Here is a 23,016-nt window from a genome sequence, read left to right as displayed (position 1 = left end):
TGACGAGGGTTCCTACCCGACATCTCTCCGGGAAGCACTTTCCGGCCGCGGCTTTCCGGCGACAGCACACCCGTCAAGGCCGAACTGCTCCCAGGGCGCAGCTGATCAGGAGACTCCGTCGCCGGAGCGGATCACCACCGCGATCGTCGTGACCGGCGCGCTGCGCTCGAAGTGCAGCGTGAACGACACCAGGTCACCCGCCCGCCACCCCGCCCGCGCCCGCAGGGTCAGGTCCACGCCCTGCGGAGACATGGACAGCTCACCACCGGCAGGGACGGTCACCGAGTTCACGTCGGCCTTGTACGCGGCCCCGCTGTCGGTGGTGCGGTGACGGCTGAGGGTGATCTCGCCGCGCGCGTCGGTGGACGTCACCTTCACCAGCCGGTCGTCCGCGCCGCCGAGGTTGGAGACGTCGAGGAACGCCGCGGTCTCCGTGCTGCCGCCGTAGGGCAGGAGCACGCGCCCGGACGTGACGGCGATCCGCGCCGGGCTGCCCGCCTTCCCGGCCCCGACCCAGGTGGTCAGGCCACCCAGGGCGAGGCTGCACGCGGCCACGGGCACGGCCGCGGCGAGCAGGGTGTCGGTCAGCCGGCGGCGCGACGGCCGCCAGGGGTTCTGCCGGGTCATCGGGTACGCCTCCGGGCGGACGAGGGCTGCCAGGCGCGCAGCCGCAGGCTGTTGCCGACCACCAGCAGCGAGCTGGCCGACATCGCGGCCGCGGCGAACATCGGGTTGAGCAGGCCGACCATGGCGAGCGGCACGGTGACGACGTTGTAGCCGAACGCCCACACGAGGTTGGCGCGGATGGTGCCCAGCGTGCGCCGGGCCAGCCGGACCGCGTCCGCGAGAGCCTCGATGTCACCGCGCACCAGCGTCACGTCGGCCGCCCCGATGGCCACGTCGGTGCCGCTGCCCATGGCGATGCCGAGGTCGGCACCGGCGAGTGCGGCGGCGTCGTTGACACCGTCGCCGATCACCGCGACCCGGTAGCCCTGCTCCTGCAAGTCCCGTACGAGGTCGGCCTTGCCCTCGGGGGTGCAGCGGGCGTGCACCTCGTCGACGCCCAGGGCCGACGCCACGGCCTGCGCGGGCGCTTCCCGGTCACCGGTGGCGAGCACCGGGTGGACGCCGAGCCGCCGCAGGCGGTCCACGGCACGGTAGCTTCCGGGGCGTACGACGTCCCCGACCTCGATCAGGGCCTCGGCCACGCCGTCGACGCGGACCAGGACGGGTGTGTGGGCGGCGGCCTCGGCCCTGGACAGGGCGTCCGCGAGGACCGTGGGCAAGTCATCGTCCGGCGCGCGGACTTCGACCAGGCGGCCTTCGACCCGGCCGCGCACCCCCTGCCCCGGTGTGGCGCCGAACTCGGTCACGTCCGGCGTCGGCTGTCCCTGCGCGGCCCGCCCGGCATACGCGGCGATGGCCAGGCCCAGCGGGTGCTCCGAGCCCTGCTCGACAGCTCCGGCCAGCCTCAGCACCGCCTCCTTCCCGAGCCCGCCGGGTACCGCGGTGACCCGGGCGACGCTCATGTGGCCGGAGGTGAGAGTGCCGGTCTTGTCCAGCACGACCGCGTCGATGTGCTGCAGCCCCTCCAGAGCCTGCGGTCCACTGACCAGAACGCCCAACTGAGCACCCCGGCCGGTCGCGGCCATCAGCGCGGTCGGGGTCGCCAGGCCGAGTGCGCAGGGACAGGCGACGACGAGGACTGCCACACACGCGGTGACGGCCGCCTGAGGATCGGCTCCCGCACCGAGCCAGAAGCCGAGCGCCGTGACGGCCAGCGCCAGCACCACGGGTACGAAGACACCGGCCACCGAGTCGGCCAGCCGCTGCGCCCGCGCCTTGCCCGCCTGCGCCTCGGTGACCAGGCGGGTGATCCGGGCGAGCTGGGTGTCGGCGCCGACGGCCGTGGCCCGTACGAGCAACAGGCCGCCGGCGTTGACGGCCCCGCCGACCACGGCCGATCCCGTGCCCACTTCAACCGGCTCGCTCTCGCCGGTGACCAGGGACAGGTCCACGGCCGAGGCGCCCTCCACGACCTCGCCGTCGGTGGCGACCCGCTCTCCGGGCCGTACGACGAAGACCTGTCCGACACCCAACCGCTCGATGGGAACCAGCCGTTCGGTGCCGTCCTCACGTACGGAGACGTCCTTGGCGGCGAGCTGGGCGAGCGACCTCAGCGCCGCCCCTGTCCCGCGCCGGGCACGCGCTTCCAGGAAGCGGCCGGCCAGGACGAACAGCGGTACGCCGACGGCCGCTTCGAGGTAGATGTGCGCGGCGCCGTCCGAGGCGGAGGGCACGAGGGTGAACGGCATCCGCATCCCGGGCTCACCGGCACCGCCGAGAAAGAGCGCGTACGCCGACCAGGAGAAAGAGGCCACCACACCCAGCGACACCAGGGTGTCCATCGTCGCCGCCGCATGCCGCAGCCCGCGCACAGCCCGCACATGGAACGGCCAGGCTCCCCACACCGCGACGGGCGCCGCGAGCATGAAGCACAGCCACTGCCAGTTGCGGAACTGAAGGCCGGGGACCATCGACAGCACGAGCACCGGCAACGCGAGCAGCGCGGTGATCACGAGCCGGTCGCGCTCTTGCCGGGCGCCCTCGTCCTCGGCGCCGTCCTCGCGCTTCTGCTTCTTGGGCGGCTCGGGCAGGGCAGCCGTATAGCCCGCCTTCTCGACGGCCGCGACGAGGTCCTCTGGACTGATCTCCGCCGGATGGCTCACCCGGGCGCGGCCGGTGGCCAGATTGACGGTCGCCGTGACCCCGTCCAGCTTGCCGAGCTTCTTCTCGACCCGCCTCACGCAGGCCGCGCAGGTCATGCCGCCGACAGTCAGGTCGGTCGTGACGAGGGTGCCCACGGGTTCCGCTCCCATCAGTGGCCACCCCCGTGCATGTCGCCCATGTCGTCGACGCCTCCGCCTTCACTGCCGCCGCCAGGACTCACGCCTGTGCCGTGCATACCGGGGGCGACGGGTCCGGCGGCCGCACCGACGGCGTACGACACCGCGAACATCAGCGCCAGCAGGAGAAGGAACCCGCACAGGGCAGGCGGTGGGACCAGCTTCCGCAGTACCGCACCCGCGTTGGAGGAGGATTGCCGGGATTCGTCCATCAACCGCGTCTCCAGATCACGTCGTACGGCGCCGGTCGGATCGAGCCGTACCGCTTCAGGAGTCGGGCCACCGGACGCCCGAGTTCCGGAGCACACCTATGGCACACATCACATAACGAACAACTGTTCTCTGATGTTGCGCACCGACGGACAGACGCCCTGCCGACGGGTTCCCGGGTTCCGGCCGTCGGCAGGGCACCTGCGCTACTCGGCCCGGGATCCCGTGGAGCGGCTGCGCAGGACGGCGAACACGGCCGCCGCCAGGCCCAGCACGCCCACGACAAGCCCGGCGATGCCGAGGCCACGGGCGGTCGAGTCGCTGCTCCAAGCGGTCGACTTGGCGCTCGCGGAGGTCTTCGAGTTCGCCGGCGAGCCGGTCGAGGTACTGCCGCTCTCGTCCGCGCCCTTGGCGGTGAGCTTGAGGACAGGCGCCGGGTTCTCCGGCTCCTGGCCGCCGGAGGGCGTCTCGATCCAGCGGACGGTCTTTCCGTCGGAGTACGTCTGGAGAGCCTTGAAGGTCAGCTGGTCGGTGTCGTCGGGCAGCTGCCCGAAGGCGACGTTGAAGTCCTCGTACTGGCCCGGCGCGATCTTGCCGCCGGTGAAGGTGATCTCGGAGACGGCGTCGGTGATGGTGCCGTCGTCCGTCTTGAGGGGCGTCTTGAGCTTGGTGTTGGTGACCTGAGCGGTCCAGCCGTCCTGCGGGTGGACCAGCACACCGAGAACAGGGTGATCGGTGGGCAGGAAGACCTGGACCTCGTTCGTGCTGGCGTTGTCCTCCTCGTCGGGCACGCGGAAGGTCAGCACGCCGTCGGTGGCGCCCTTGGCGTAGCTGTCGGGGTGGACGGTGACGTGGGCGGAGGCGATCCCGGCGGCGGCGAGGAGTCCGGCGGCGGTCAGCGCGGTGACGGCACCGGCGCGGCGCGGGGCGATACGGTTCGGGGACATGAGGTGATGAATCTCCGTACTGGGGAGGGATGTCGGGGGTCAGATCGCGGACGACATCCCCATCGGTGGCCCCCGCCGGTGAACGGCATACCTCAGCCGCACCTGTCTCACCGACCACAGCTCACCGACGGCCCGCCCCACGAGCCCCGGTGCGTCCGACACGCTCCGCACCGCACCTGCCACCTGCCACCAGGCGGCGAGCCCCGGCATGAACGCGACCGCCCGTCGCAGCAGCGACCACAACGCGGCCTCACCGCGGCGCAGCCACCAGGTCAGCATCACGGCCGCCCCGACATGGGCGGCGGTGGCGTGCGGCGTGAGCGCATGGTCATGGACCATCCGCATGCCGCGCATGGCCATCGCGACGTGCTGTGGCCGCGCGGCGTGGAAGGCGAGGTGCAGCCCGCACTGGGCGGCCGGCGTCCCGAGGCCGATGGCGGCCAGCGACCGCTCCCGCCCGCCCAGCAGACAGCCGGCCACGAAGACCGGCACGAACGCGGCGACCTGGACCCACACCGCAGGGGCGGCGCGTGTGGCCAGTGCGTGCCCCCCGGCTGCGAGCAGCACGCACAGCACGGCGAACACCGCCGCGCGCACGCTTCGCACCGCCCAGGACACGCTCACGGCATCAGGTGCTGCCACGGAGCCAAGGGGTCCATCCCCTTCTCCACACACACTCAGCACCGTCCACGAGCGCCCGGGCAATCCGCCTCCTCCCAAGGAGTCGGACGCGAGTGCAGTTCAGTTCCCGGCCACCCTGGCGAAATCGAAGCACCGGAAGCAGCCCAAGGAGCACGCGCTCACACCTGCCGCCCCCTGCACCCCCGCACACGACGCGGCCGCGCGTCCGCCATTGCCGCGCCGGGTATCCCCGGGACAGTCCCCTGCGGCCACCGGACCGGTCCGGGCATCGGGCACCGGAACGCCGCGCCCCCACGTCCACGGAGGTGGAACAGCATGACCCACGACATCAGCGGGCTGGAACCCGTCGCCACGTTCTGCGGCGAGTGCGACTGCGGCTGTCCCCAGCTGTTCGTCGACCCCGGTGCCTCGGCCGACCGCCGCATCGTCCTGACCGACGACTTCGGCCAACGCGTCCAGATGAGCGCCGACCAGTTCTCGTCCCTCGTCGCCGACGCCAAGAACGGCAAACTGGACGGCATCGCCTGACCCACCGCCGCAGGGCACTCTCTGGCTCTGGTGAACCGATGCCGGGACTGCCCTGCGCGGAAGCCGGCCCGCGTCAGCGACCACCTGCTTCGATCGCTGCACGCGGGCCGCAACCGACGGGGTGTGTCAGGTCACACCAACGAGGCTGAACTCGCCGACCTGTTCAGCCGACTGCTCAGGTGAAACCCGCGTCTGGCTCGGCGGGGCCGAACAGGATGCTCGCGCGCGCGTCGATGCCTCACCGGGTCGGCTTGGCCGGCGGCGGCTAGTCCGCCAACTGCAGCACGTCGGTCACCTTGCCGGTGTCCGGGTCGACGGCGATCGAATCCCGCTCCTGCGGCGTACCTTCGGGGGCCCTCTGCCGGAACGCATTCAGCACACATGAGGCCGGGAAAGCCCGTGAACACGTGAGAACGACGGATGGGTGTTTTCCCAGGCCAGACACCAGACGGCTGGCCTGGGAAAACACCCATCCGGCATAGGCAGCTTCCGCCGCAGATCCGCCCGGCAGCAAACTCCGGATCACCTTGGCTTCCCAAGCTGAGGGGCCGACGCGCGGACGTCCCCGAATCGCCACCCAGGGGCCGCGGCTTGCCCCGGTTGGGGACAGCCGGCCCGCCGCCGGCCGACTGTCACCGGCTGGGGCTCGGACAGACCACATCCAGTGATCGAGGCTGGGCCGTCTCTGGCGCGCGACGTACACCGGTGTGATGTTCCACCTCCGCCAGCGGACACACCATGGAGTCGAGCTTGGGCACCTGGGTACCTGGGCCGACCGCAACTCCCGATGCGGGTGCCGCGGGTCGAATCCTGCCGGCGCCTTTGCCGATGGCCTACGGCTGCGGGCACGTACCGCCCTGAGCTTCTGACACCTGGTTGGCCTCACGGCATCACACCTTGGACATGCCCGGAATGCCAGTTATGCGTGCTGTCGGTACGTTCATCGCAGGTCGGTCGACCGGCCGACGCACATAAGAAAGAGAGAAGTGCCCATGCCCTCGCGTGCTTTCACCGTGGTCGGCGCCGGAATAGGCGCGACCGTTCTTGCAGCCGCCGGCATCACCTATGCCTCGACCGTCGAATCCGCTCCGGCTTCCCCGCCTGTCCACCGGGCAGCCCAGCCACTCCACCACCCGGCCCAACCGGCCCACCACGCCGCCCAGCCCACGCAACACGCCGCATCCACAGCTCCTTCCGCTTCCGCCAAGGCTCCTTCGGGCGCGAAGAACGGGGGCGGGGGCGGAGGCGGAGGCGGAAACGGGAGCCGCGACGGCGGACGCGACGGCGGGGGCGGACGCGACGGCGGGGGACGCGACGGCGGGGGTGGTCGTGACCGCGGCGAACGCGACGGCGGGGGTGGTCGTGACCGCGGCGAACGCGACGGCGGGGGTGGTCGTGACCGCGGCGGACGCGACGGCGGCCACAGGAGGGGCGGAAGGATCTTCTTCAACGAACGTTCGTTCCCTGGCTTCATCGAGGGGTGCATCACCGCAGCCAGCGGACTGGGCGCGGACAGCTTCAATGTCCGCAATGAAAGCAGGAGGACCGTCGAAGTCTTCCGTGGCTTCGACTGCGACGGCGGCCCTCCGGTCGCCATCGTGGGGCCCCGAAGCGAGACCTTCGGCGTAGCGCCCCATGGCCACGGCGACGAATCCGGTTTCGACGGCGATGGCGAATTCGGTCACCACGGCGTCGTGGGCAGCTTCCGGGTGGTCTGCGACCACGACGAGTGGTAGTGACAGCGCCAGTCGACGCACGCGAAAGTCTCCCGGCCGATCACAGTCCGGGGGCTTTCCCCATCTGCCCCTGAGAGCAGCGGAACTCCCGCCGCCTGTGCCGCTTCAGTGCCTGGCACATCTGATCAACCCGGCTCTCCTCCCCCGAACGGTCATCAGGCCTCGTGGCCCAGGCGCTGTGCACCGGACAAGAACCCGTCGAACAGCCTGTCTTCGTCGTCAGTCATGAGTTCGGACGAAGATGTCGCCGTGCCACAGCCGGGCCGGATACAGGGGTCAACAGTGCGTGCAGGGGGCAGACCGGGTCACGGGGGGAAACCGAGCCTGCCCCTGCACATCGGCGCCTGCATACCTCCCCCCGGAGAATGGGCGCCATGACCCCGCCCGGGGTCACTCCTGTCAGCGCGCCGCACGTCAGGAGTGTCACGGGTGGACGGACATGGTTGCGAGAACTCCACGCTTATGAAGGCGCGCACTTGTCGGCGTCACGGCCTGGCCATGAAGGGCGCACACCCATCAGGCGGTGAAGCCGGATGTGCCCGAAAGAGCCCTCTGCCCGCGGACTTTCGCGGACAGAGGGCTGCTTGGTGAGGTGCGGCCGACGGTTCAGCCGATGGTTGCGATGCCGTCGGTGGTGACGGTCGGGCGGCCCGAGGTGCCGACCACGACGATCTTCAGGGTGTGCCTGGCGGAGCTGGACCAGGTCCTGGTCCAGATCGCCTGGCGGTAGAGGGTGGTGGAGGACTTCAGGTCCACCGTGGTGACCTTGGTGCCGTCGACGTAGATGTACGCCTGGCCCGAGGTGGCGGCCCGCGAGACGATCCAGGCCACCGAGCGTCCGGTGAAGGTCCAGCTGATCGAGGCCCCGGCGGACGAGGAACTGTAGGAGTAGCCGCCCAGGTAGCTGGTACCGCTCCGGTGCGTCCAGCTGCCGGTCCGGGTGGTGGAGGTCTCCTGGATGATGTTCGGCGTCCGGTAGACGGAGGCGCCGCCGGTGTTGCCTGCTACGTCGTACGCCTTCAGCGCGAACAGGTCCGAGGTGCCGGGCTTGGCGCTGGTCGACCAGGAGGTCACCGTCGGGCCGAAGGCGGCTGAGGACGGCGAGGTCGCCATGACCTCGGCGAGCGCCGCGTTGTCGGCGGCCTTCCAGGTCACCGTGACCGGGACCGAGATGGAGCTCACCGTGCCGGTGCGCACCTGTACGCCGGGAGCGGTCGGGAAGGTGGGCGCGGTCGTGTCACCGACCAGGGCGACCGGGCCGGACAGCGTGGTCGCCCCACGGACGTGGGTGGCGCGGACCTGGACGGTGTGGCTGCCGGCGGTCACGGAGACCGAGGCGGAGCGGGCGGAGCCGGAGGTGTGTGCCACGGCCTGGCCGTCGACCAGGACATCGAAGCCGGAGATCACCGCGGACGGCGTGGCGGTCGTCCAGCTCACCGTGGCCGCGCCCTTGGTGTAGTAGCTCGTCCCGGACTTGGCCGCCCCGCCGGACATCCCGGTGACGGATACCGCGCCGACCGGGCCGGCCGCGTAGGAGCGGATCGTGCTCAGGGCGTTGTAGAGCTGGTTGCCGGGGCAGTCGGTGGCGAAGCCGTTGCGGTGCCCGGAGATCACGCTGAAGCCGTAGCTGTTGCCCAGGGTGAAGCCGTAGCTGTCGGAGGCTCCCTCGGGCAGCGACGCGGTACCGGTGCCCGGGTTCACGCCGGTCATGCCGAACTTCCAGGCCGCGATGCGGGCGATGGAGGCCAGCATCGCCTGGCTCGGTGTGGCCCCGGGGAAGGTGCTGGCCGTGGAGTCGCCGCCGCTGAGGTCGGTGTACGTGCCGATGGCGGCCACGCCCATGCTGTTGGTGTTGAACCCGTAGGTCTGGGCGCCCACGACGGGCAGCGCCATACCGCCGAAGCGGCCCTCGAAGATGGTGCCGCACTTGTCGACGAGGAAGTTGTAACCGAGGTCGCGCCAGCCCTGGTTGAGGTGTTCGGCGTAGATGCCGCGCACGATCGCGGGGGAGTCGGCGCAGGAGTAGTCGTTGGTGGTGTCCGTGTGGTGGACGAACATCACCTTCGCCGCCGAGCCGTACGTCGGGTAACCCGAGTCCCGCGCGCACTCGTCCGCGCCCCAGCCGGCCCGGGTGACCACGGTGGGCGGCGCCACCGTCGAGGCGGTCGCGGCCGGCATCGGATTCGGCGGGGTCGGCGACGCGGACGCGGAGGGGCTGCTGGAGGAGGTCGCGCAGGACGGGTACGCATCGGACAGCGACGGAAGCTGGCTGGGCCAGGGCGTCGGGGACGCGCTGGGGGAGGTGGAAGCGGAAGCGGAGGCCGAGGTCCCGGTGGACGGCGCGATGGATGCCGAGTCCGTGGCCGTGGGGATGTCCGTGGCCGAGGCGGAGTCCGTCGCGGTCGGGGTGCCCGAGGTGCCGCCGCCCGCTGTGGCCGTGGCGGTGTCGGTCGGGGTGACGCTGTCCGCCGGTGTCGTGGTGTCGGTGGCGGTCGCGTCCATGGCGTATGCCGCCAGGCCCGTGCCGGAGTCCGGCGTCCCGCCGGTGGCGGGCCGGCCCGGGTCGACCAGGTCCACCCGCAGCCCGCCGGGCAGCGCGGTCGTCCTGCCCGCGCCGGTCGCGCGGACCTGGATTCCGTTCGACGGCCCCGACCACATGGGCGACATCCCGCCCCGCACACCGGGTCGGTTCAGCTCGGCGGCGTCCGGGATGTCGTCCGGCTGCTGCATCTTCAGCCACGGTGTCCAGTGGCCGCCGGCGGCGGAACGCGTCCGCACCTCCACCGTGCCGCGCAGCTTGGCGTGCGCGCCGTTCCAGGTGACACCCACCATGCTGAACGGAGCCGTGGACCGGGCCCCCAGCGTCTTGAGCGACGCGTCGGCCCCGGTCAGGGGCAGCGAGTGGACATGCGTCTTGATCGGTCCCGGCGCGGCCGACGCTCCGGCACGCCCTGCCGACCCGGCCATGGCGACGGTCGCCACGGCCAGACCGCCCCCGCCGACGACCGCCCCCAGCGCCACCCACGTGCGTGTCTTGAGGCCGGCTCGACGGCGACCGCGCCGAATCCCGTGTTCAGTTCTCATGCCCCACCCTGAAGCCCCGTTGCAGTTGTCATCACGGCCATTGCAGGGCGCGGCTGTCACAGGAGCGCCCTGGAATACCAGCGCACCCGAATGTTCAAGCGTCACAAGTCCCGAACCCGGGCGGGGGACGGACGCATGCCGACAGCGGCTGTCGCGGCCCTTGCACACCGGAAAGCGTGAGAGGGGCGCCGCACCAAGCCGACGGACAGGGCCTCAACAGTAACGAAGAGTGAGTTGACGCCACATACGGTCAATAAGGCGCGGAAGGCTCCCCAGGGCAGATGAAATGACCTAAGTTATTCCGATTAGGATGGATTGAACGGATGTTGATCGCTTCAGGTCCACATCCGATCGCATGTGGCCCAGCGGGTACCCAAGCGGTGAGCGGAGGCGACAGTCGGCAGTGGTGAACACCAAAGACGGCGACGCGGACAACACCGGCCCGTCCATACCCCAGGTCCCCCGTCCGCTGCACCGACCGCAGGGCCTGCGGACCATGCAGGCCGTACGGCCCCCGGAGCGACACCGCATGCGAATGCGGCTGCTCGACGCCGTCGACGAGGACCGGTGCGATGTCGAAGTGCTGCTGACCGCGCTCCAGCAGGCGGTGGCCGAGGTGCGCGGCCTGGGCGGCATGGTGCATCTCCCGGGGGGCGGCATGAGCGGCGTCCTCTACCTGGTCGCCGACAGTGGCCTGCCGGAGTCGATGACCCGGCCCTGGCTGATCATCCCGGCACGGGGTACGGCGCCGCCCAGCAGGGCCGCTCGCAACGACACCGTCGCCTGGCAGCCCGACCTGGCTCCGCCCGACCCGGTGCCGGGCCGGGACCCCGCCGCCCTGTGGCCTTCCCGGCTTCCCGCCGGCATCGGTCACCTGGCCGTTCCCGTTCCGGGCACCGGCCGGCGGCGCGGCGCGCTCTCCGTCCTCTTCGCCCCGGGCGCCGAGCCCGGCCCGCCGGAGCGCGCGTTTCTGAACCAGGTGGCGGCCTGGATGTCCGGGAGGCTCAGGTCGTCCGGGATCCTCAATCCGTCCCCCACCCTGCTGCGCGCCCTGGAGAACGGGCCGGCCCCCGGAGAGGCTCCCCCGTGGGACGCGAAAGGGATGCCCTCCATCGCGTACACCTGGGACCTGCGCACCGGTGAGCTGACCGCCGACCGGCCCGTCCAGGAGGTGCTGGCCGGCATCGATCCGGAGGTGATGACCGGCGGCATCGAGGCGTGGGCGGCGCTGATCCACCCGGACGACCTGCCGGCGGCGGTAGCCGGCTTCGACACGGGCATCCAGATGCGCGGCGGCTTCCAGAACGAGTACCGGGTCCGGCGCCAGGACGGCACATACGTCTGGATCGAGGCTTGTGCCCGGACGGTCACGGACGAGGAGGGGACGCCGGTGAAGGTGACCGGCTCCCTCCGGGACAGCAGCGAAACGCACGCCGCCGCCGAGTCGGTGGGGCGGGCGCTGCAGCACATGAGCGACGGCTTCGTCTCCGTGGACACGGACTGGCGCATCGGATTTGTCAATCAGGCCGCCGAGCGGCTCTTCGGCCCCGCGGGAGATGTGGCCGGAGCCCTGCTCTGGGACATTCCCGCGGTACGTGCCGTGCCCGGGCTGGAGGAACGGTGCCGGGCCACGGCAGCCGAGGGCCGGCCGGCCGGATTCGACGTACCGGGGCCCGACGGGACGTCCTGGTACCACCTGCGGCTGGTGCCGGTGCCGGAAGGCCTCACCCTCTACATCACCGACACCACCGAGCGGCATCTGCGGGAGGTCGAGCGGGCCGCGGCGGAGCGGGCGTCCGCGGAGCGGGCGGCCCTGGTGCAGCGGATCACGCGAGAGCTGGCCGAGGCCGTCACGGCCCAGGATGTGATTGCGGCGGTGGCCGACGGTGTCATGACACCCTTCGGGGCCACCGGACTCATCATGCTCGGTGTGGTCGGCGACCGGCTGACCGTGATCGGCTCCCGGGGATATTCGGAGCGCTTCACCCGGCTGCTGGACGGGCGCTGGACAGTGCCGGACACCACGAATCCGGTGGGAGACGCCCTGCGCACCCGCACCCCTCTCTGCATCTCTTCCGCGGAGGAGTTCCTGAAGCGTTACCCGGGGGCCGAGTCGCTGACCCGGGAGAGCGGCAAGCAGGCGTGGGCCTTTCTGCCGCTGGCGGTATCGGGGCGCGAGATCGGCGCGGCGGTGATCTCCTTCGGCCGGCCACGGGTTCTGGACGATGACGAACAAACGCTGCTGACCGTGCTCAGCGGACTGATCGCGCAGGCCCTGGAGCGGGCCGGGCTCTACGACGAGGCGACGACCCGGGCCCGTACCCTCCAGCGCAGCCTGCTGCCGCAGGCACTGCCCGAGCTGCCCGAGGTGACGACAGCGGCGCGCTACCAGCCGGCCAAACAGGGAGCCGATGTCGGCGGCGACTGGTACGACGTGATCCCCCTCTCCGCGGCCCGGGTGGCGCTCGTGATCGGCGACGTCATGGGCCACGGCATGGCCGAGGCCGCCACCATGGGCGGGCTCCGCACAGCCGTGCGCACCCTCTCTGAGCTGGAGCTGCCGCCCGACGAAATCCTCGGCCACCTCAACGACATCGTCGGCGAGCTGGGTACCGATGCCTTCGCGACCTGCCTGTACGGCATCTACGACCCGGTGACCCAGCGTCTGTCGTACGCCAGCGCCGGTCAGCCGCCCCCGGCGGTGGCCCACCCCGACGGCCCCGTCACCTTCCTGCCCATGGCCCCGGACCCGCCACTGGGGGTGGCCGCGCCGCCCTTCGAAACCCTCGAAACCCTGTTGCCCGCCGGCAGTCTGCTCGCTCTCTACAGCGACGGCCTGGTCGAGAGCAAGGACAGGGACGTCACCACCGGTATGAGCCGCCTCGCCGAACTCCTCTCCCGGTCCGTGAACGCCATGCCGGCCTCTCTGGCGGACGCGTCCGGACTGGACGCCCTCTGCGCCACCCTCACCTCCGCACTCCTCCCCGCCCACGGTGCGCTGATCGACGACGCCGCCCTGCTGCTGGCCCGCATCCACCCGCTGGACGCGGACAACGTCGCCGAGTGGCCGTTGCCGGAGGACCCGCTGGCGGCAGGCCAGGCCCGCGACCTGGTCCGCGCCCAGCTCACCGACTGGGATCTGGCCGACGAGGACCTGATCATGACCACCGAGCTCCTCGTCAGCGAGCTGGTCGGGAACGTCATCCGGCACGCCTGCGGCCCCATCCGGCTGCGCATGCTCCGCAGCCGCACACTGATCTGCGAGGTCTCCGACGCCAGCCTGACCACGCCGCACATCCGCCACACCTCGGCCACCGACGAGGGCGGTCGCGGCCTGCAGCTCATCTCCGCGCTCTGCCAGCGCTGGGGCACCCGCCACACCCGCACCGGCAAGTCCATCTGGACCGAACAGCCCCTCCCCACCGGCCAAGTCTGATCCAGAAGTCCCCACTAGGTGCGTGGGTTGGACGCCTCAAAGGCCGACCGCATGCCTGAGCCCCCTCAGGGGCCGGAAGTGGCGGAATGGGTGGCTTCGTTGTCGATCATCCGGTGTGAGTGACATCTCGTTGTACGCGCACGGCACATCTGCCTAGCCTTCGGGGGTCCTCCCGGGTGGCCTCAGCCGCCGGAACGCCGAGTCCTGCGGGGACGGGACCGTGGTCCCCACAACAAACTCCCTTGCAGGCGCCGTTGAGGAAGCCCCCACCATGCGCCCTTTCATATCCCCTGCCCGCCTGGGCGTGGTCGGCACAGCCGTCGCGCTGCTGCTCCTGCCGTTCGCCGCCCAGGCCTCCGCCACCACCTCCGTCACTCAGGACAGGCTGACCCCGACCGCGATGACCGCGGGCGTCGCCGGCTCGGCCCAGCTGACCGTGCACTCCGCCAGTTGCTTCACGGTCAGGACGCTCGGCGTCGGTGTCCGTGACGCCTCAGGCAAGAATCTGGACTTCCCGGGCAACGCCTCGAACGTCCGGATCTGTCCGAGCGGCGCGCACTTCACCAGCGGCCGGCGCACACTGCCGGCCGGTACGTACACCGTCTTCGGCTTCTGGCAGGAATCGGGCGGAGCCTGGCACAAACTGCCGTCGCACAAGCTGACGGTGAGCAAGGCCCCGTCCACCGCGACCACGCCCCCGTCGGGCAACGGCGGCTCGCCGATACCCGGCCAGTCCATGGTCTGGTCGGACAACTTCTCCGGCGGCATCGCCTGGAACTCGAAGTGGGTCGGCGACAAGACCTCGTCCTACCGGTACGGCAACCACAACCCGGACTACAACAAGCTCGACTGGCTGGACCCGAGCGCCGTCACGACCTCGAACGGCGTCGCGACCTTCACCGCCAAGCCCTCCTCGCACATCCTGGAGAACGGCAAGAAGGCGTGGACCACCGGCCTGCTCACCACCGAGCGCTCCAGCGAGGGCTTCCAGGTGAAGACCGGCGACTACGCCGAGACCCGGGTCAAGCTGCCTTCCGCCGCCGGCGCCTGGCCGGACCTGTGGACCTGGAAGAACGGCAACGGCGAGATCGACTCCTTCGAGTACCACCCGGACAACCCGAACCTGCTGGAGCTGACCAACCACGTCACCTCCGGCTCCGACTACTACACCAACTCCGGCGCGGTCGCCCCGGGCCGGTGGGTCACCATCGGCACCCACTACGGCGCCGGCTCGGTGGACTGGTACGTCAACGGCAAGAAGGTCTACTCCGACGGCCACGGCGTGGGCAGCGACTTCTCCGCGTACCTGATCCTCAATCTGTCGATCAGCGCCGGCGAGTACCACCCCGCGCCCACCGGCTCGGCACCGATCACCATGCAGGCGGACTACGTGAAGGTGTACCGCTGACCAGCAGCCTGCCGATCAGCGGTCGACGGACAGCGCGAACGGCGTACGGTCGTTGCGCGGATCGCGGTCGTCGGCACTGACCACCTGGACGTGCCCCCCGGCCTTCGTGCCGGGGGGCACGTCCGTGCGCACCCGGACCGGAACCAGCGCGGTGGACGTCCGGTACGGCGCCAGCCCGGGCCCGAAGGTGCAACGCACCAGGCGGCCGAGGTCCTCGGCGCGGCAGTCCTCGGGGAAGTACGGCCCCTCGGCGGTGAAGCCCGGTGGCAGCGTCACGACCACCGTGAACGGCGAGGCGGTCTGCTCCGGCCCGAGGTTGGCCACAAAGGCGTGCACAACCGTGCTGCCGCCGGGCGGCGCGGCCGTCGGGTCGAGCCGGACCACCTCCAGGTCCGAGTCCGAGGGCACGGCCGCCAGACCGGTCGCACACATCACCGCCACGCCCACCGCGAACACGGCCGTCACCCTTCTGGCCATCCGGCGTCTCCCGTCCTGCGCGCACAGGTCGCCACTCACGGTAGCGCGGTGTCACCGGTGGGTGGGGGAGGGCTCAGGGCACCCGGCCCTCCGTTGTCAGCTCGTGTTCCAGTGCGCGTTCGTAGTCGGTCAGGGGCAGGTCGGGGCGGAGGCGTTCCGGGTGGTGGCTCGGGATGCCGGAGCCCTCGGGGTGCAGGTCTGTCAGGGGCGTCCAGACATACATGCGGCCCGATGCGACCAAGGTGCCGTAGATCGCCTTCAGTACGCGCACCGCCGTCGCTGCCAGGCCGGTCATGAGGTCACGGCGGCGAGCTGCGGTGTGGCGGCGGGGGTGTCCCCGTGCCAGGCGTCGGCGGTCCACGTCCACAGGGCGGACAGCGCGACCGGGGAGGGAACGTGCCCCTCGGTCCACAGCCGGGCGGCCGCGGTCAGGACCGACTGGCGGTCGGCCTCCGCCGTGCCGGGGCGGCCCGGGAGCAGGGGTATCGCGGCGCTGGCGCCGAGGCGGACCGCGCGGTGCCGGCGGGCGAAGGCGGTGAGGGTCTGCCTGGGGCCCGCCTCGATCAGCAGCATGTCGTCGGCGGCGAGGAGGGACTCCAGGGCCTGTTTGAAGTACACCGTGTCGGTGATCTGGCGGGCCCAGAAGCGGGGGCTCAGTGCCTCTTCGGGGCGCAGCAACTCGCCCGTGTACCCGGAGTACAGCGGCAGCGCCGGCGGGCGGAGGGGGATGTCGCGGTAGGCCGCCTCCACGGCTTCGGACGCGGGTGCCATCGCCGGGGAGTGGAAGGGGCTGGTCGCCGGTACGGTCACGACGGTGAGGCGGTCCGCCCGCAGCCGCTCGGCGATCTCGGCGAGCGGCTCGGCCGAACCCGCCAGCATGGTCTGCTGGTTGGCGTTGACCGCGGCGATCGCCACGTCGTCGCGGAGGTAGGGGCGCAGGCGCTCCTCCTCCGCCGCCACCGCCAGCATGCCGCCCGGCGGGATCTTCACCGCCTGGCGGACGCGTTCCATGACCATGGTGACCGCGTCGGGCAGGGCGACGGCACCGGCGATGGTCGCGGCGACGAGTTCGCCCGCGCTGTGGCCCAGCACCGCGGTGGGACGCACCCCCCAGCCGATCACCATGCGGCCGAGCGCGTAGTCGACCGCGAAGAGGAGCGGCTGGGCCCGGCGCACGTCGTCGATGGGGATCAGGGGGCGGCCGTCGGTGAGCCAGTCCGCCCGGATCCGCGGGCCCTCGTCGCCCATGTGGGACAGGGCCGCGTCGAAGGCGGCGGTGAACACCGGCTCCCGCCCGTACAGGCCGGCCGCCATGGCGTGGTGCTGGGAGCCCTGGCCCGGGAAGAGCAGGGCGACGGGCCGGGGCCGCGTCGCGGTGACCGCCTTGGCCTTGTGCACCGTGGCGGCGGACAGCGCGGCGACGGTGACGGCGGCGCCGCGCACCGGTCCGGGCTCGGTGCCGCACGGGACCGTGGTGGGCAGCGCCGGGAACGCCTCGTGGTGCAGAGCCGAGAGCAGGGGCAGCAGTTCGCCGCGCACCCGCTGCTCGTCCCGCTCGTCCCGGCCCGACCACAGCAGCAGCCGGTGCCGGCCCGGGTCGGTGGCACGGTGTCCGTGCACCAGGGCCTTCAGATCCGGCGCGGCGTCGGGGCCGGCGGCGGTGAAGTCGAGTGTGCCGAGGACGGTGTCGCCGTCCGCGACCGCCTCCGCGGCGCGTTTCACCGCGTAGACCGTGATGGTCCCGACCTCGGGCTCGTCGAATCCGGCGACGAGCGCGAAGTCCGCGGTGCGGTCGTGGAGTTCCTGGTGGGCCAGGCGCAGGGCGCGGCCGGGCGCCGAGGCGATCCGCACCGCGAAGCCCTCGTGCTCGGGAGCGAGTCCGGGGTCCGGCGCGTGCGCACCGACGTAGACGACGGTCCGTACGGGCAGATCGCGCGGGGAGCGGCCGAAGGCCCGCAGCACCGCGGAGACCGCGGCGGCCGACGCCGGCACGGGCGACCAGTCCTCTCCCGCGGGGCCCGGACGGACGATCAGCCTCCGGATCACCGCGCTGTCAGCCGTCAGCGGCATGGGGTACCTCCTCGTGGGCCGCGGACCGTCGCGGCGGTGGGGCAGGGATCGACAGGAACCAGGGGGTGTGGGGGGAGTCGGGTCGGGAAAGGAGTGCGGGCCGCCCCTGGCGGCGGGGGATCCGGAATCGGGGCGGCCCGCACCGTCCGGCTCAGGCCTCGTTGTCCTGGCCGGAGTTGATGAGCTCAAGCAGGGCACGGGGGGTCTCGGCGTCGACGACCGCGTCGTCCGGGACGCTGATGCCGTAGGTGCGCTGGACCTCTCCTATGACCTGGAGCAGGGCGAGCGAGTCGTAGCCGAGTTCCAGGAACGGCGTGTCGAGGACGTCGCCGTCCAGGTCGATGCCCTCCTCCTCACCCGCGCTCTCGCGCAGCATCCGGGTCAGGTCGGCCAGGGTGACGGTGGTGCTCGTGGTGGTGGTCACGGTGGGTCCTCCGTTGGGTGATGGTTGTGGTGCCTGACTCAGGGTGTGGCAAGGGGCGGTCACGGCGTACGGCGTACGACGAGGGCCGCGTTGAAGCCACCGTGCCCCCGGGCGAGAACCAGCGCGCTGCGCAGGTCCGCCTCCCGGGGCGCCCCGGTGACCAGGTCGATCGGGTAGTCGGCGGCGGCCGCGTCGACACCCACGGTGTGCGGGATCACCCCGTCGCGCAGGGCGAGCAGGGCGGTGGCCGCGTCGAGGGCGGCTCCGCCGGCGAGCAGCCGCCCGGTCATGGACTTGGGGGCGGTCACCGGTACGGCGTTCGGGCCGAACACCTCCGCCAGGGCCTCGGCCTCGGCCCGGTCCAGCTCCGGGACTCCGGCGGCGTCGGCGAAGACGACGTCGATGTCGGCTGGGGTAAGAGCGGCGTCGGTGAGGGCGGTGCGCACGGCCCTGGCCAGGCCCGGCGGGCGCCCGGAGCCGGGGGCGGGGTCGAGCGTGGCGGCGTACCCGGCGATCTCGCCGTAGACGTGGGACGCGCCCCGCTCGCGGGCCGCCGCGAGGTCCTCGGCCACCAGGATGGCGCCGCCCTCCCCCACCACGTATCCGTTTGCCTCGGCGGAGAAGGGCAGGTAGGCGTGGGCCGGGTCCTGCTCGGTGCTCATCAGGCCGGTGGTGAGCTGCGGAACCCAGCCCCAGGGGCAGATGCCCGCGTCGACGCCTCCGGAGACGACCGCCTGGAACCCCTTGCGGACATGGCGGCGGGCCTGGCCGATCGCGTCGATGCCGCCGGCCTGTTCGGTCAGCAGCACACCGCTGGGGCCGCGCAGCTTGTGCCGGATGGAGATCTGCCCGGTGTTGACGGCGTAGAACCAGGCGAAGGACTGGTAGGCGCTGACGTGTTCCTTGCCCTTGCTCCACAGGTTCTGCAGCTCGCGCTGGCCGAACTCGACGGCGCCGCCGGACGCCGAGGTGACCACGCCCATGCCGTACTCGGGCACTTCACCGGTGTCGAGGCCGGCGTCCTGAAGGGCCCATTCCGCGGCGACCAGGGCGAGTCGGGTCATGTGGTCGGTCTGCGGCATGAGCCGGCTGGGGATGTGCTCCTCGGCGACGAACCCCGGTACCTCGCCGGCCAGCCGGGCCGGGTACCGCGTGGCGTCGAACCGGGTGACCGGGCCGATGCCCGACTCGCCCGCGAGGGTCGCCTTCCAGTAGTCCTCGGTGCCCAGGCCGTTGGGTGCGGCGATACCGAGGCCGGTCACCACGGTGGACGTGGTCATGCGATGCTCCTTTCCGGTCGCGCGAGGACCATCGCGCTCTGGAAGCCGCCGAAGCCGCTGCCCACGCTGAGAACGACGTCCGTCTTCTTCTCCCGGGCGGTCAACGGGATGTAGTCGAGGTCCAGTTCGGGATCCGGCTCGTGCAGGTTGGCGGTGGGCGGCAGCACACCGTGCTCCATGGCGAGGGCGCAGGCGGCGATCTCTAGCGAGCCGATCGCGCCGAGCGAGTGCCCGATCATCGACTTGATGGAGCTGACCGGGGTCCGGTAGGCGTGCTCGCCCAGGCTGCGCTTGAACGCGCCCGTCTCGTGCCGGTCGTTCATCTTGGTGCCGGAACCGTGTGCGTTGATGTAGTCGATCGTGGTCGGGTCGAGCCGGGCCTCGGCGAGGGCGGCGTCGATGGCCTCGGACATCTCGCGGCCGTCCGGCTTGAGCCCGGTCATGTGGTACGCGTTGCAGCGCTGGGCGAAGCCCGCGATCTCGGCGTAGATGTGCGCGCCCCGGGCCCGGGCGCTTTCGAGCTCCTCCAGGACCAGGACGGCCGCGCCCTCGCCGAGGACCAGTCCGCTGCGGGTCTTGTCGAAGGGGCGGCAGGCGCTCTCGGGGGTGTCGTTGCGCGGGGTGGTGGCGAGGATGGCGTCGAAGCAGGCGGAGGTGATCGGGGAGATCGGGGCCTCGGTCGCGCCGGCGATCATGATGTCGCAGGTGCCCTCGCGGATCAGTTCCACCGCGTGGCCGAGCGAGTCGAGGCCGGAGGTGCAACCGGTGGAGACCACGGCCGCCGGTCCCTCGGCGCCGGCCGCCCGGCCCACCTCGGCGGCCATCGAGCTGGGCACGAAGTGCCGGTAGAGCTGGGGAATCGCGTACTCGTGGTCGACGAGCCACTCGCGGCCGCCGTCGCTGACCACCGCGTACTCGCGTTCCAGGCTGGTGGTGCAGCCGACCGCGCTGCCGAGCGAGGTGCCGATCCGGCCCGGGTCGAGGTCGGAGGTGTCGAGGCCGCTGTCGGCGAGCGCCTCCCGGGTGGAGACGACCGCGAACTGCGCGGCGCGGTCCAGCCGTCGGGTCTCCTGCTGGGAGAGGCCGGCGGCCACCGGGTCGAAGTCGCACTCGGCGGCGACCCGGGAGCGGAACTGGGAGGGGTCGTAGAAGGAGATGGTGCGGGTGGCGGTACGGCCTGCGGTGAGCAGGTCCCAGTACTCCTTGACGCCGATCCCGCCAGGGGCCACGACGCCCAGTCCGGTGATGGCAACTCGACGCATCATCTACCTCGCCTTCGACGGGGCGGGGTGCTTCGCGCACTCCCTGCCGGATGGAACTGTGCGGGCCACTGTCGATCCCTTCGTCCGGAACACTGCGCTGTCGCGGCGGCCGGGGCTGCCGTGGATGGGCTCTCGCCCCGGCCGGCCGGGCCGGACGGCCACTCGCTTGTGGCGTGCCGCCGTATCCGGTGCATCCCATGGAACGTGCATGTGCTCGACGGCCGCTCGTGTCCGCGTGGACCTGCGTCTGCGCAGGTCAGGTGGGGAGGTTGCCATGCTTGCGGGCGGGTACTTCGGCCTTTTTGCCGCGCAGCATGGCCAGGGACCGGATCAGGACGGAGCGGGTCTCGGCCGGCTCGATGACGTCGTCCACCAGGCCTCGTTCGGCGGCGTAGTAGGGGTGCATCAGCTCGGTCTTGTACTCCTTGATGCGCTGCGCCCGTACGGCGTCGGGGTCGTCGGCCGCGTTGATCTCCCGGCGGAAGATGACGTTCGCGGCGCCCTCGGCGCCCATCACGGCGATCTCGTTGGTCGGCCAGGCGAAGGACAGGTCGCAGCCGATGGACCGGGAGTCCATGACGATGTAGGCGCCGCCGTACGCCTTGCGCAGCACCACGGAGATCCGGGGGACGGTGGCGTTGCAGTACGCGTACAGCAGTTTCGCGCCGTGCCGGATGATGCCGTTGTGCTCCTGGTCCACGCCGGGCAGGAAGCCGGGCACGTCGACGAGGGTGACCAGCGGGATGTTGAACGCGTCGCAGGTGGAGACGAAACGGGCGGCCTTCTCGCTGGCGTGGATGTCGAGCACACCGGCGAGCACGGCGGGCTGGTTGGCGACGATGCCGACGGTGTGCCCGTCGAGACGGGCCAGCGCGCACACCACGTTGCGGGCCCATGCCTCGTGGACCTCGAAGTACTCGCCGTCGTCCACGAGTTCCCCGATGACGTCGCGGACGTCGTAGGAGCGGCCCGGCTCGGCCGGTACGAGGTCGCACAGGGCCTCGGTGCGCCGGTCCGCGGGGTCGTCGCTCGGTGCGGCGGGGGGCAGCTCGCGGTTGTTGGACGGCAGCAGCGAGATGAGGAAGCGCACGTCCTCCAGGCACTCGGTCTCGTCGTCGTAGGCGAAGTGGCAGACGCCGGAGGCGGTGGCGTGCGGCTCGGCGCCGCCCAGGCCGTTGTGGGTGATCTTCTCGCCGGTGACGGCCTGTACGACGTCGGGTCCGGTGATGAACATCTGGGCGGTCTCGCGCACCATGAACACGAAGTCGGTCAGGGCGGGGCTGTAGGCGGCGCCGCCGGCACACGGGCCGAGCATCACGCTGATCTGCGGGATGACGCCCGAGGCGGCGACGTTGCGGCGGAAGATCCCGCCGTACCCGGCGAGGGCGGTGACGCCTTCCTGGATGCGGGCGCCCGCGCCGTCGTTGAGCGACACCAGGGGCGCGCCGGCCGCCTCGGCCAGGTCCATCACCTTGTGCACCTTGGCGGCGTGGGCCTCGCCGAGTGCGCCGGCGAAGACGCGGAAGTCATGGGCGTACGCGAAGACGGTACGGCCGTGGACCAGGCCCCAGCCGATCACCACGCCGTCGCCGTGCGGCTTCTTGTCCTCCAGGCCGAATCCGGTGGCGCGGTGCCTGCGCAGCGGTTCGATCTCGGTGAAGGTGCCCTCGTCGAAGAGGACCGCCAGTCGCTCGTGGGCGGTGAGCTTGTTCTTCGCGTGCTGCCGCCGGGTGGCCTCGGGATCGGGTCCCCGGCTCACTTCCTCTTTGATACGACGCAGCTCCGCGGCGGCTCGGCGCAGGTCAGGGGCGGCTGTGGAGACCGTGAGGTCGTCAAGGATCGTCATCGGCCGAACGTAGGCCCGCTACCTCGAACGTCCCTGGAGGCGGGGGCGGTGGACTGGGCCGACCACGGGGAGAGGCGAGCGGACCCGGCCGACCACCGGAGAGGGGCGGGCCAACTGGGCCAACCTCGGTGAAAGCCAGGCGGATTCGACCGACCACCGGGAGAGGCGGACCGACTGCGCCAACCACCAGGAAGGACGAGCCGACCCGGCCGACCACCGGAAGAGGCAGGCCAACTGGGCCAACCCCGGGGAGAGACGGGCGGATTCGACCGACCGCACGGAGAAACGGGCAGACCGAGCCGACCACCGGGAGAGAGGGACGGACCGACTACGCCAACCGCAGGGAGAACCAGGCGAATTCAACCAACCACACGGAGAAGCGAGCAGACTGAGCCAACCACCAGGAAGGACGAGCGGACCCGGCGGACCACCGGAAGAGGCGCACCGACTGCACCAACCTCCGGGAAGAGCGAGCGGACCCGGCCGACCACCGGAAGAGGCGCACCGACTGCACCAACCGCAGGGAGAAACAAGCGGATTCAACCAACCACACGGAGAAGCGAGCAGACTGAGCCAACCACCAGGAAGGACGAGCCGACCCGACCGACCACCGGAAGAGGCGCACCGACTGCACCAACCGCAGGGAGAACCAGGCGAATTCGACCGACCACGCGCAGAAGCGAGCAGACTGGGCCGACCGCCGGGAGAGGCGGGCGGACTGAGCCGACCACCGGGAGAGGCGGGCAGACTGAGCCGACCA

17 protein-coding genes are annotated in these 23,016 nt (G+C 71.5%); 3 read left to right on the top strand and 14 right to left on the bottom strand.

Annotated elements, in window-relative coordinates; translation table 11 throughout:
* Nucleotides 1-105: 105 nt before the first annotated feature.
* From AV521_RS43500 to AV521_RS43480, 5 genes are all read right to left on the bottom strand, one after another.
* The gene (locus AV521_RS43500) at nucleotides 106-627 is read right to left on the bottom strand and encodes a copper chaperone PCu(A)C (RefSeq protein WP_076097311.1); all 522 of its coding nucleotides are present in this window, start codon (nucleotides 625-627) and stop codon (nucleotides 106-108) included.
* On the bottom strand, nucleotides 624-2,879 hold the full coding sequence (locus AV521_RS43495) for a cation-translocating P-type ATPase (RefSeq protein WP_107481182.1): 2,256 nt from the start codon (nucleotides 2,877-2,879) through the stop codon (nucleotides 624-626). The genes AV521_RS43500 and AV521_RS43495 overlap by 4 nt, the downstream gene beginning before the upstream one ends.
* Entirely contained in the window at nucleotides 2,879-3,118 is a 240-nt protein-coding gene (locus AV521_RS43490; protein WP_076097309.1) for a hypothetical protein, read from the bottom strand. Before AV521_RS43490 ends, AV521_RS43495 begins: the two co-directional genes overlap by 1 nt.
* A 204-nt stretch (nucleotides 3,119-3,322) precedes the next feature.
* A complete protein-coding gene (locus tag AV521_RS43485) occupies nucleotides 3,323-4,063 on the bottom strand; it encodes a YcnI family protein (protein ID WP_076097307.1) in 741 nt (246 codons plus the stop codon).
* Between the two features lie 39 nt (nucleotides 4,064-4,102).
* A complete protein-coding gene (locus AV521_RS43480) occupies nucleotides 4,103-4,705 on the bottom strand; it encodes a hypothetical protein (RefSeq protein ID WP_256725958.1) in 603 nt (200 codons plus the stop codon).
* 315 nt (nucleotides 4,706-5,020) lie between these two features.
* On the opposite strand from AV521_RS43480, the gene AV521_RS43475 reads away from it, so the two are divergent.
* On the top strand, nucleotides 5,021-5,233 hold the full coding sequence (locus AV521_RS43475; protein WP_076097304.1) for a hypothetical protein: 213 nt from the start codon (nucleotides 5,021-5,023) through the stop codon (nucleotides 5,231-5,233).
* Between the two features lie 890 nt (nucleotides 5,234-6,123).
* Here the strand turns inward: AV521_RS43475 and AV521_RS49900 are convergent.
* Both AV521_RS49900 and AV521_RS43470 read right to left on the bottom strand, forming a co-directional pair.
* A complete protein-coding gene (locus AV521_RS49900; RefSeq protein ID WP_179023837.1) occupies nucleotides 6,124-6,918 on the bottom strand; it encodes a hypothetical protein in 795 nt (264 codons plus the stop codon).
* A 657-nt stretch (nucleotides 6,919-7,575) separates the two neighbouring features.
* Nucleotides 7,576-9,990 carry an N-acetylmuramoyl-L-alanine amidase gene (locus AV521_RS43470; RefSeq protein WP_256725957.1) on the bottom strand — a complete coding sequence of 805 codons (2,415 nt, stop codon included), beginning with the start codon at nucleotides 9,988-9,990 and terminating at the stop codon, nucleotides 7,576-7,578.
* 469 nt (nucleotides 9,991-10,459) lie between these two features.
* Between AV521_RS43470 and AV521_RS43465 the strand changes: the two genes are divergently transcribed.
* Nucleotides 10,460-13,489 carry a SpoIIE family protein phosphatase gene (locus AV521_RS43465; protein ID WP_256725956.1) on the top strand — a complete coding sequence of 1,010 codons (3,030 nt, stop codon included), beginning with the start codon at nucleotides 10,460-10,462 and terminating at the stop codon, nucleotides 13,487-13,489.
* A 271-nt stretch (nucleotides 13,490-13,760) separates the two neighbouring features.
* Nucleotides 13,761-14,897 (top strand): glycoside hydrolase family 16 protein, encoded by a 1,137-nt coding sequence (locus AV521_RS47270; RefSeq protein WP_079249706.1) that lies wholly within the window; start codon nucleotides 13,761-13,763, stop codon nucleotides 14,895-14,897.
* Nucleotides 14,898-14,912: 15 nt separating this feature from the next.
* Here AV521_RS47270 and AV521_RS43455 read toward each other — a convergent pair whose 3' ends face one another.
* The 7 genes from AV521_RS43455 to AV521_RS43425 all read right to left on the bottom strand — a co-directional run bounded on the left by AV521_RS43455 (nucleotide 14,913) and on the right by AV521_RS43425 (nucleotide 22,256).
* Nucleotides 14,913-15,374 carry a hypothetical protein gene (locus tag AV521_RS43455; RefSeq protein ID WP_076097302.1) on the bottom strand — a complete coding sequence of 154 codons (462 nt, stop codon included), beginning with the start codon at nucleotides 15,372-15,374 and terminating at the stop codon, nucleotides 14,913-14,915.
* Between the two features lie 73 nt (nucleotides 15,375-15,447).
* Entirely contained in the window at nucleotides 15,448-15,669 is a 222-nt protein-coding gene (locus tag AV521_RS43450; protein ID WP_076097300.1) for a DUF6059 family protein, read from the bottom strand.
* Nucleotides 15,666-17,444, bottom strand: a complete 1,779-nt coding sequence (locus tag AV521_RS50205) for an acyltransferase domain-containing protein (protein WP_076097297.1) — start codon at nucleotides 17,442-17,444, stop codon at nucleotides 15,666-15,668. The genes AV521_RS43450 and AV521_RS50205 overlap by 4 nt, the downstream gene beginning before the upstream one ends.
* Nucleotides 17,445-17,595: 151 nt before the next feature.
* Nucleotides 17,596-17,820, bottom strand: a complete 225-nt coding sequence (locus AV521_RS43440; RefSeq protein ID WP_076097347.1) for an acyl carrier protein — start codon at nucleotides 17,818-17,820, stop codon at nucleotides 17,596-17,598.
* A gap of 107 nt (nucleotides 17,821-17,927) precedes the next feature.
* The gene (locus tag AV521_RS43435; RefSeq protein WP_076097295.1) at nucleotides 17,928-19,148 is read right to left on the bottom strand and encodes a ketosynthase chain-length factor; all 1,221 of its coding nucleotides are present in this window, start codon (nucleotides 19,146-19,148) and stop codon (nucleotides 17,928-17,930) included.
* Entirely contained in the window at nucleotides 19,145-20,413 is a 1,269-nt protein-coding gene (locus AV521_RS43430; protein ID WP_076097293.1) for a beta-ketoacyl synthase, read from the bottom strand. Before AV521_RS43430 ends, AV521_RS43435 begins: the two co-directional genes overlap by 4 nt.
* 253 nt (nucleotides 20,414-20,666) lie before the next feature.
* Nucleotides 20,667-22,256 (bottom strand): acyl-CoA carboxylase subunit beta, encoded by a 1,590-nt coding sequence (locus AV521_RS43425; protein ID WP_076097291.1) that lies wholly within the window; start codon nucleotides 22,254-22,256, stop codon nucleotides 20,667-20,669.
* Between the last annotated feature and the right edge of the window lie 760 nt (nucleotides 22,257-23,016).

Source organism: Streptomyces sp. IMTB 2501, assembly GCF_001953885.1.
GTDB lineage: Bacteria > Actinomycetota > Actinomycetes > Streptomycetales > Streptomycetaceae > Streptomyces.
This window is presented reverse-complemented; position numbering and strand designations above follow the sequence as displayed.